Annotated in this window: 8 protein-coding genes and 1 pseudogene; 1 reads left to right on the plus strand and 8 read right to left on the minus strand. The window is 59.4% G+C overall.

Annotated elements, in window-relative coordinates; genetic code table 11:
* Positions 1-130 precede the first annotated feature (130 nt).
* The 8 genes from ccmB to ACRXB1_RS26000 all read right to left on the minus strand — a co-directional run bounded on the left by ccmB (position 131) and on the right by ACRXB1_RS26000 (position 6,622).
* A complete protein-coding gene (gene ccmB, locus ACRXB1_RS25965) occupies positions 131-799 on the minus strand; it encodes a heme exporter protein CcmB (RefSeq protein WP_449493665.1) in 669 nt (222 codons plus the stop codon).
* Positions 787-1,482, minus strand: a complete 696-nt coding sequence (gene ccmA, locus ACRXB1_RS25970; RefSeq protein WP_062170122.1) for a cytochrome c biogenesis heme-transporting ATPase CcmA — start codon at positions 1,480-1,482, stop codon at positions 787-789. The genes ccmB and ccmA overlap by 13 nt, the downstream gene beginning before the upstream one ends.
* An 11-nt stretch (positions 1,483-1,493) precedes the next feature.
* Positions 1,494-2,108 (minus strand): NapC/NirT family cytochrome c, encoded by a 615-nt coding sequence (locus ACRXB1_RS25975; protein ID WP_061999768.1) that lies wholly within the window; start codon positions 2,106-2,108, stop codon positions 1,494-1,496.
* A gap of 9 nt (positions 2,109-2,117) precedes the next feature.
* Complete coding sequence (locus ACRXB1_RS25980; RefSeq protein WP_449493666.1) at positions 2,118-2,624, minus strand: nitrate reductase cytochrome c-type subunit; 507 nt, start codon at positions 2,622-2,624, stop codon at positions 2,118-2,120.
* A 10-nt stretch (positions 2,625-2,634) separates the two neighbouring features.
* Entirely contained in the window at positions 2,635-5,139 is a 2,505-nt protein-coding gene (napA, locus tag ACRXB1_RS25985) for a periplasmic nitrate reductase subunit alpha (RefSeq protein ID WP_449493667.1), read from the minus strand.
* Positions 5,111-5,446, minus strand: coding sequence for a chaperone NapD (locus ACRXB1_RS25990; protein ID WP_449493668.1), 336 nt, complete (start codon positions 5,444-5,446; stop codon positions 5,111-5,113). The genes napA and ACRXB1_RS25990 overlap by 29 nt, the downstream gene beginning before the upstream one ends.
* Positions 5,447-5,497: 51 nt before the next feature.
* Positions 5,498-5,656, minus strand: a complete 159-nt coding sequence (locus ACRXB1_RS25995; protein ID WP_062170125.1) for a periplasmic nitrate reductase, NapE protein — start codon at positions 5,654-5,656, stop codon at positions 5,498-5,500.
* Between the two features lie 261 nt (positions 5,657-5,917).
* Positions 5,918-6,622 (minus strand): glutathione S-transferase N-terminal domain-containing protein, encoded by a 705-nt coding sequence (locus ACRXB1_RS26000; protein ID WP_449493669.1) that lies wholly within the window; start codon positions 6,620-6,622, stop codon positions 5,918-5,920.
* A 263-nt stretch (positions 6,623-6,885) separates the two neighbouring features.
* On the opposite strand from ACRXB1_RS26000, the pseudogene ACRXB1_RS26005 reads away from it, so the two are divergent.
* Positions 6,886-7,375, plus strand: a pseudogene (locus tag ACRXB1_RS26005) (malate synthase G); the annotation flags it as partial.

A 7,375-nucleotide genomic window follows, 5' to 3' on the forward strand; every position in this document is an offset into this window, starting at 1 on the left:
GCCGGGCATGACGAACAGGATGGACGCGATTGCGAAGCCGGGAATCATCTTTCCCGCCAGCCGATGAAACGGTCTCGGCGACGCGTAGCGCAACCAGCCAGCTTGAGCGAGTGTGGAGATCATGTCAGGTTCATTCGGCGGAGATCCGCAAGGCTGCGGCGGTCGCGACAGGACACAACGCAAGGGCGGCGAGCAGGCCCGCGCCGAGCAGGGAAAAGTTCGCGGCCGACCATCCATCGGTACGCGATGAATCGGCGGCGTTCGCGCCAAAGATCAGCACCGGCGTTTCCAGCGGCAACACGAGGACGGCGAGCAGCATGCCGCCGCCGCGCACGCCGAGCGTAAGCGCCGCACCCACCGAACCGATGAGACTCAGCACCGGCGTACCGATCAACAACGCCAGCGTGAGCCGGCAGACCGCATTGAAGGAAAGACCGTATTGAAGCGCCATGACGGGCGCCAGCAACACGAGCGCGAAGCCGCTCGTGAGCCAGTGCGCGCCGATCTTCGCCATGACCATCGCGAGCAATGATTGCGGCGAAAGCAGCATCTGGTCGAGAGCGCCATCGGCGAAATCAGGGCCGAACAAACGCGCGAGCGAGAGCATCGCGGCAAATAATGCCGTAATCCATAACACGCCCGGCGCGATTGTCTGGAGCAGCGCGGGATCGGCGCCGACGGCCAACGGAAAGAGGCTCGCTGCGATCACGAAGAACAGCAGACAGCCAAGCGCCGAAGTCCGCCTGCGCCAGGTCAGCGCAAGCTCGCGTTGGACAATGCGCACGGTCAGTCTGAGCATCGGCCGCTCGGTTCGAAGTACAGATTGCGCGTGGCCGAGGGTGACGTGGTAATCAACTTGTGCGTGGTCATCAGCACGATCCCGCCGCGCTCCAGATGGCCCTTGATCACGTCCTCGAGCACGCCGGACGATTCTTCGTCGAGCGCGGCGGCGGGTTCGTCGAGCAGCCACAGCGGCTTGTGTTCAAGCAGCAGGCGCGAGATCGCAAGCCGGCGCTTTTGCCCCTGCGACAGTCCCCGCACAATGGCATCCCGATACCGGTCGAGTCCCACGCTCTTGAGCGCCGCCTCTTCGACCTCGACACGCTCTTCCGCGACATCGCCCAGCACCGAACTGAAGGCAAGGTTTTCGGCTGCGGTGAGTTCGTCGCTGACGCCGTTCAGATGCCCGAGATACGCGAGCGACTGGCGCCACGATTCGGGATGCGCATGCGCATCCCTGCCACGCCAGCGGATGGTGCCCGCGCTCGGCCGCAACAGACCGGCGAGCACGCGCAGCAAGGTGGTCTTGCCGCTGCCGTTGGGACCGTGGATCTGCAGCACCTGGCCGGCGTCCACATCGAAAGCCACGTTGCTGAACAGCATTTCCCCGGCGCGGTCGAAGCCGAGTTTATCGACGGACAACACCGCATTGTTGCGACTGTCCGACCCGAAATCCTGCTTGATAAACAGATCTTGATTCATCGATAGTGCCCTCACTTTGGACGCGCTTCGCGCAACTGTTGATCCCGCATTGCCTGCGTCATGTCCGGTAGTTCATGCGCAATGCCCTTGTGACAATCGATACACGTCTTCTCGCCCGTAGCCAGGAAGCGCTGATGCGCGTTCTGTGCCCGCGGACTCTGGCGCGTGAAGTCCATCGACTCGAAGGAATGGCAGTTACGGCATTCCAGAGAATCGTTGGCCTTGAACCGGCGCCATTCGTGCTCGGCGAGTTCCAGCCGCTTGTCCTGGAACTTTTCGCGCGTGTTGACCGAGCCGAACACTTTTGCCCAGACTTCCTTCGACGCCTGCATCTTTCTGGCAATCTTGTCCGTCCAGTTGTGCGGTACATGGCAGTCCGAACAGATCGCCCGCACGCCGCTGCGGTTGCTGTAATGGATCGTGCCTTTCAGCTCGGCGAATGTGTTGTCATGCATTTCGTGGCAACCCGTGCAAAACGCCTCGGTGCTCGTCATTTCGAGCGCCGTATTGAACGCACCCCAGAACACCACACCGGCAATGAACCCGCCGAGCGTGAGAAAGCCCAGGCTGTAGTACGTACTGGGCCGGTTGATCGTTTGCCAATATCGCCTGATCAGGCCGAACATCGCGTGCTCCTACTTCTTGCCGGCCGGCTGCGGCGCGGCATGCCCGGGCGCGACGCGCACATCTTCCACATCCGTGAACGTGTTGCCGACAAGCGGCTTCGCGTCGGCTTGCGTGACATGACACTGCGTGCAGAAGTAGCGCCTCGGCGAGAGACTTCCGAGCGTGGCATTGTCTCGGTTGACGTAATGCGATATGCCGATGGGCACCGCTCCGCTCTCGGCCGCGCGGCTACGCGCATGGCACGCAAGGCAGCGGTTGGCGTCCTTGTCGAGTTGATAGCCGTCGATCTTGTGCGGGATCGTCGGCGGCTGCTGTGCATAGGCGCGGCCACGGATGACATCCTTATTTTCTGTTGGGGCAATCAACGGCGGTTTCGCCTCTTCATCGACAGGCGTCGTGCCGCGCATGGCGTCGTGAAACGGTTCGGCGGGAATCACCGGTTGCGCCGGCGCCGCCTGCGAAAACACAAAAAGACTCACGGCAATGAATACGTCAATCACGGTCAGCGATCGCATGACTGCCTCCTCAGACCTTGACGATCTTGACTGCGCACTTCTTGTAGTCAGTCTGAAGCGATATCGGATCAGTTGCGTCCAGCGTAAGTTTGTTGACCAGTTGGCTTGCATCGAACCAGGGGATGAACACGAGTCCGCGAGGCGGCTTGTCGCGCCCGCGCGTCTCGATACGCGTACGGACAAAACCGCGTCGCGACATCACCTTCACTTCCACGCCGCGGCGCAGGCCGAGCGCTTTTGCATCGTCTGGATGCATGAAACACACGGCGTTCGGAAACGCCCGATACAGCTCCGGCACGCGCCGCGTCATGGACCCCGAATGCCAGTGTTCGAGCACACGCCCCGTTGCCAGCCAGAACGGGAACTCCTTGTCCGGCGCCTCGGGCGGTGGTTCATAGGGCAATGCATAAATCACCGCGCGGCCGTCTTTGTTGCCATAGAACTGATAGCCGGTTCCCGCCTTGACGTACGGGTCCGATCCTTCCTTGTAGCGCCAGCGGGTTTCGTGGCCGTTCACCACGGGCCAGCGAATTCCACGCGCTTCATGATATGCATCGAAGGGTGCGAGGTCGTGGCCATGCCCCCGGCCGAAACTCGCGTATTCCTCGAAGAGGCCCTTCTGCAGATAGAAGCCGAACGCCTTTGCTTCACTGTTTTCGTAATGCGCGCTCGTTTCCTTCAGCGAATATTTGTCGACTTGTCCGTTTCGGAAAAGCACGTCGTAAAGCGTCTTGCCTTTCAGTTCGGGCTTCGTTGCAATCAGCTCGGCCGGCCAGACTTCCTCTAGCTTGAAGTGCTTCGAGAACTCAACCAGTTGCCACAGGTCCGAACGGGCGCCGGTGGGTGCATCGACGAGTTGATGCCAGAACTGCGTGCGGCGCTCGGCGTTGCCATAGGCGCCTTCCTTCTCGACCCACATCGCCGCAGGCAGGATAAGGTCGGCCGAAACCGCTGTTGCGGTCGGATAAACATCGGATACCACGATGAAGTTGTCCGGATTCCGATATCCCGGAAGCGTCTCTTCGTTCAGGTTTGCGCCCGCCTGGACATTGTTGTTGCACATGACCCAGTACGCGTTCAGCTTGCCGTCCTTCAACATGCGGTTCTGCAGCACCGCGTGATAACCGGGCTTGGGCTGGATCGTGCCGGGCGGCAGCTTCCAGATCTGCTCCGCGTGCTCCCGGTGCTCCGGATTCGTGACCACCATGTCCGCCGGCAGCCGATGCGAAAACGTCCCGACCTCGCGCGCCGTTCCGCACGCCGACGGCTGCCCCGTCAACGAGAACGGACTGTTGCCGGGCGTCGATATCTTGCCTGTCAAGAGATGCAGGTTGTAGATCATGTTGTTCGCCCACGTGCCGCGCGTATGCTGGTTGAAGCCCATGGTCCAGAACGACATCACCTTGATGTTCGGGTCGGCATAAAGCTCGGCGAGCTGGTCGAGTTTCACCTTCGTTACCCCCGACAGCTTCGTCACGTAATCCGCGTCGTACTTCGATACAAAACGCGCGAAGGTATCGAAGTCGATCGGCTTCGAGCCGTTCGGATCGCCCGCATTTTTAGCGGCCTTCTGCAGCGGATGTTCGGGACGCAGCCCATAGCCAATGTCCGCGTTGCCTTCCTTGAACGTGACGTGTTTCGCGACGAAATCCTTGTGCACGCGATTCGTCTTGATGATCACGTTCGCGATGTAATTCAGGATCGCGAGATCGGATTGCGGCGTGAAGATCACGCGGTAATCGGCCAGGTCGAAACTGCGATGCTCGAACGTGGAGAGCACCGCGACCTTCGTCTTCGGCGCACTCATCCTGCGGTCTGTCACGCGCGTCCAGAGGATCGGATGCATCTCCGACATGTTCGATCCCCACAGCACGAAGGCATCGGCTTGTTCGATATCGTCGTAACAACCCATTGGCTCGTCCATGCCGAACGTGCGCATGAAACCCGTCACGGCCGACGCCATGCAATGCCGCGCGTTCGGATCCAGGTTGTTCGTACGGAACCCCGCCTTCATGAGTTTCAACGCCGCATAGCCTTCGAAAACCGTCCATTGTCCCGAGCCGAACATGCCGACGGCTGTCGGACCTTTCTCCTTCAACACACGTTTGAACTGCTCGGCCATCGTGGCGAATGCGCGGTCCCACGAAACCGGCGTGAATTCGCCGTCCTTCGCGTATTTGCCGTCCTTCATCCGCAACAGGGGCGTGGTCAGCCGGTCCTCGCCGTACATGATCTTCGAGAGGAAATAGCCCTTCACGCAGTTCAGCCCGCGATTCACTTCCGCTTGTGGATCGCCCTGCGTCGCGACCACCTTGCCGCCTTTCACACCCACGCTCACGCCGCAGCCCGTTCCGCAGAAACGGCACGGCGCTTTCGACCATTTCACTTCGGTGTCGGCAACGGCGCCCGCCATCCGGTCCACACCCGAGGCGAACGCGGGGAGCGCCATCCCCGCAGCGGATGCCGCCGTGGCCGCAGCCGTCTGTTTAATAAAGCTTCGACGCATCAGGCTCATTCCGGATCTCCTCATCGAGCGCGGCCACGTCTTCGTGATGCTGATATACGAGCGATGCCGAATACACGCCCTGCATTGCATGAATGGCGTCTATCTGGTCAGCGAGAACACCCGACCGGTCCGCTTCAAGCGTCACCACCATTTTCCCTTCCGGACTGATTGCGTGAATCTCGGAACCCGGAAACATTGAAATAGCCTGCTTGATTTTTTCCAGATCCAACTTACTTGCATGAAAGACGATTCCCGCAATATGCGATTCGGGAATTAAAGCCATTTCAAGGAACGCGTTTTTCAGGCGTGCAGACATAACCCGACTCCTGTCGTTGTGTAACGTTAAACGGTTTAATTTACAAATAAGTCAATGAGGCGGACCACCGATCGCCATTTGATAAAACCAGACCACAAAACCATACGCAGCAACGAACATGATCGTCAGAACCGGAACCATCACGACGGTCAGGAACAGGAAGCTGCGTAGCTCTTCCGTCTTTTGAAGGGACGTTTCGGTTTTGGTCATGATTATGCCGACGTTAAAACACGCGCAATTGAAGCCGTGTTATTGAGATGCCGTTGTGGGATTGATTGTTGGCGCAGGAGAGAAAAGCGTCAAGCGGTTTATTATTTTGGCAACCGCGACGTCAAGCCGATCATTTCGGCGTTTTTATTTTAATAACAATGCGAGGAACAAGATTTTTTATTATCTCGCGATTGCTTATTAATCAGGGCATCGAATACGAAAAGAGGCGGCATAGGAGCCGCCTCGGGGAACCTGAAAACATCAACCCCGCTTCGGAATGTTCAAGCCTCTGTCGACTGCAGGCCGCGCCACGAACGCAGCCAGCACACGTTTCACGTTCGGGAAGTTATCGATGCCCACCAGATCTCCCGCCTCATAAAAACCGATCAGGTTGCGAATCCACGGAAAACTCGCAATGTCCGCGATCGTGTATTCGTCGCCCATGATCCAGTTCCGGCCCGCGAGCCGCTGCTCGACCACGCTCAGGAGACGCTTCGATTCCGCCACGTACCGGTCGCGCGGACGCTTGTCCTCGTAATCCTTGCCCGCAAACTTGTTGAAGAAACCGAGCTGGCCGAACATCGGGCCGATTCCGCCCATCTGGAACATCACCCACTGGATCGTCTCGTAACGGCCGGCCGCGTCCTGCGGGATGAACTGGCCGGTTTTATCGGCGAGATAAAGCAGGATCGCGCCCGATTCGAACAGCCCGAGCGGTTTGCCGTCCGGTCCGTCCGGATCGATGATCGCCGGGATCTTGTTGTTCGGATTCAGCGATAAAAACGCCGGCGACGTCTGGTCATTCGTCTCGAAGCTCACCAGATGCGGCTCGTACGGCAGGCCGGTCTCCTCCAGCATGATAGAGACCTTGACGCCGTTGGGCGTTGGCAGCGAATAAAGCTGCAGCCGCTCGGGATGCTGCGCCGGCCATTTTGCCGTGATGGGGAACGCGGACAACTCGGTCATGGAATCCTCTGAACGATAAACATTGAACAGCGGCAATGATGCGCCGCCTGCATGGATTGATCGGTCAATTACAGCGTACAGGACGACAAATATAGTCATTCCGGCTTTGCTTGTCTTCGCGCGCCGGAGGTCGGCGAACTCGTAGAGGCGATCCTCCACGCCCTTTACAACGTCACCAACCGGTCGATTGGGCCAAGAAGCGTTAACATGATGGCAATTACAATGCTGCATCGCGACGAATACAAACAGAGCTGGAGATACTCATGAGTCAAATGATTAAGCGAAACGGTTTGCAGGTGGCGGACGTGCTCGCCAAGTACGTCGATGACGAGGCGCTGTCGGGCGTCGGCATCGAAAGCGAAGCGTTCTGGAAAGGTTTCGATGCCCTCGTCCACGACCTCGCGCCGAAAAACCGTGCGGTGCTCGCCGAGCGCGACCGGCTGCAGGCGGAACTCGACACATGGCACAAGGCGAATCCCGGCCCGGTGCGTGATCTCAAGGCGTACCGCGGATTCCTGGAGAGCGTCGGGTACATTGTCCCGTCGAGCACGGCCGTGAAAGCGACGACCCAGAACGTCGATACGGAAATCGCGACGCAGGCCGGCCCGCAACTCGTCGTGCCTCTTTCGAATCAACGTTACGCGCTCAACGCCGCAAATGCGCGCTGGGGCAGTCTGTACGACGCGCTCTACGGCACCGACGCGATCCCCGACACCGACGGCGCCGAGCGCACCAGGCAGTTCAACCCGGCTA

It is taken from the genome of Caballeronia sp. M23-90, assembly GCF_053574605.1.

Excerpts from the sequence above, each read along its gene's own strand:
- ACRXB1_RS25980 (WP_449493666.1), bottom strand. The coding sequence starts at position 2,624 with ATGCGATCGCTGACCGTGATTGACGTATTCATTGCCGTGAGTCTTTTT.
- ccmB (WP_449493665.1), bottom strand. The coding sequence starts at position 799 with ATGCTCAGACTGACCGTGCGCATTGTCCAACGCGAGCTTGCGCTGACC.
- ccmA (WP_062170122.1), bottom strand. The coding sequence starts at position 1,482 with ATGAATCAAGATCTGTTTATCAAGCAGGATTTCGGGTCGGACAGTCGC.
- ACRXB1_RS25995 (WP_062170125.1), bottom strand. The coding sequence starts at position 5,656 with ATGACCAAAACCGAAACGTCCCTTCAAAAGACGGAAGAGCTACGCAGC.
- ACRXB1_RS25975 (WP_061999768.1), bottom strand. The coding sequence starts at position 2,108 with ATGTTCGGCCTGATCAGGCGATATTGGCAAACGATCAACCGGCCCAGT.
- ACRXB1_RS26000 (WP_449493669.1), bottom strand. The coding sequence starts at position 6,622 with ATGACCGAGTTGTCCGCGTTCCCCATCACGGCAAAATGGCCGGCGCAG.
- napA (WP_449493667.1), bottom strand. The coding sequence starts at position 5,139 with ATGAGCCTGATGCGTCGAAGCTTTATTAAACAGACGGCTGCGGCCACG.
- ACRXB1_RS25990 (WP_449493668.1), bottom strand. The coding sequence starts at position 5,446 with ATGTCTGCACGCCTGAAAAACGCGTTCCTTGAAATGGCTTTAATTCCC.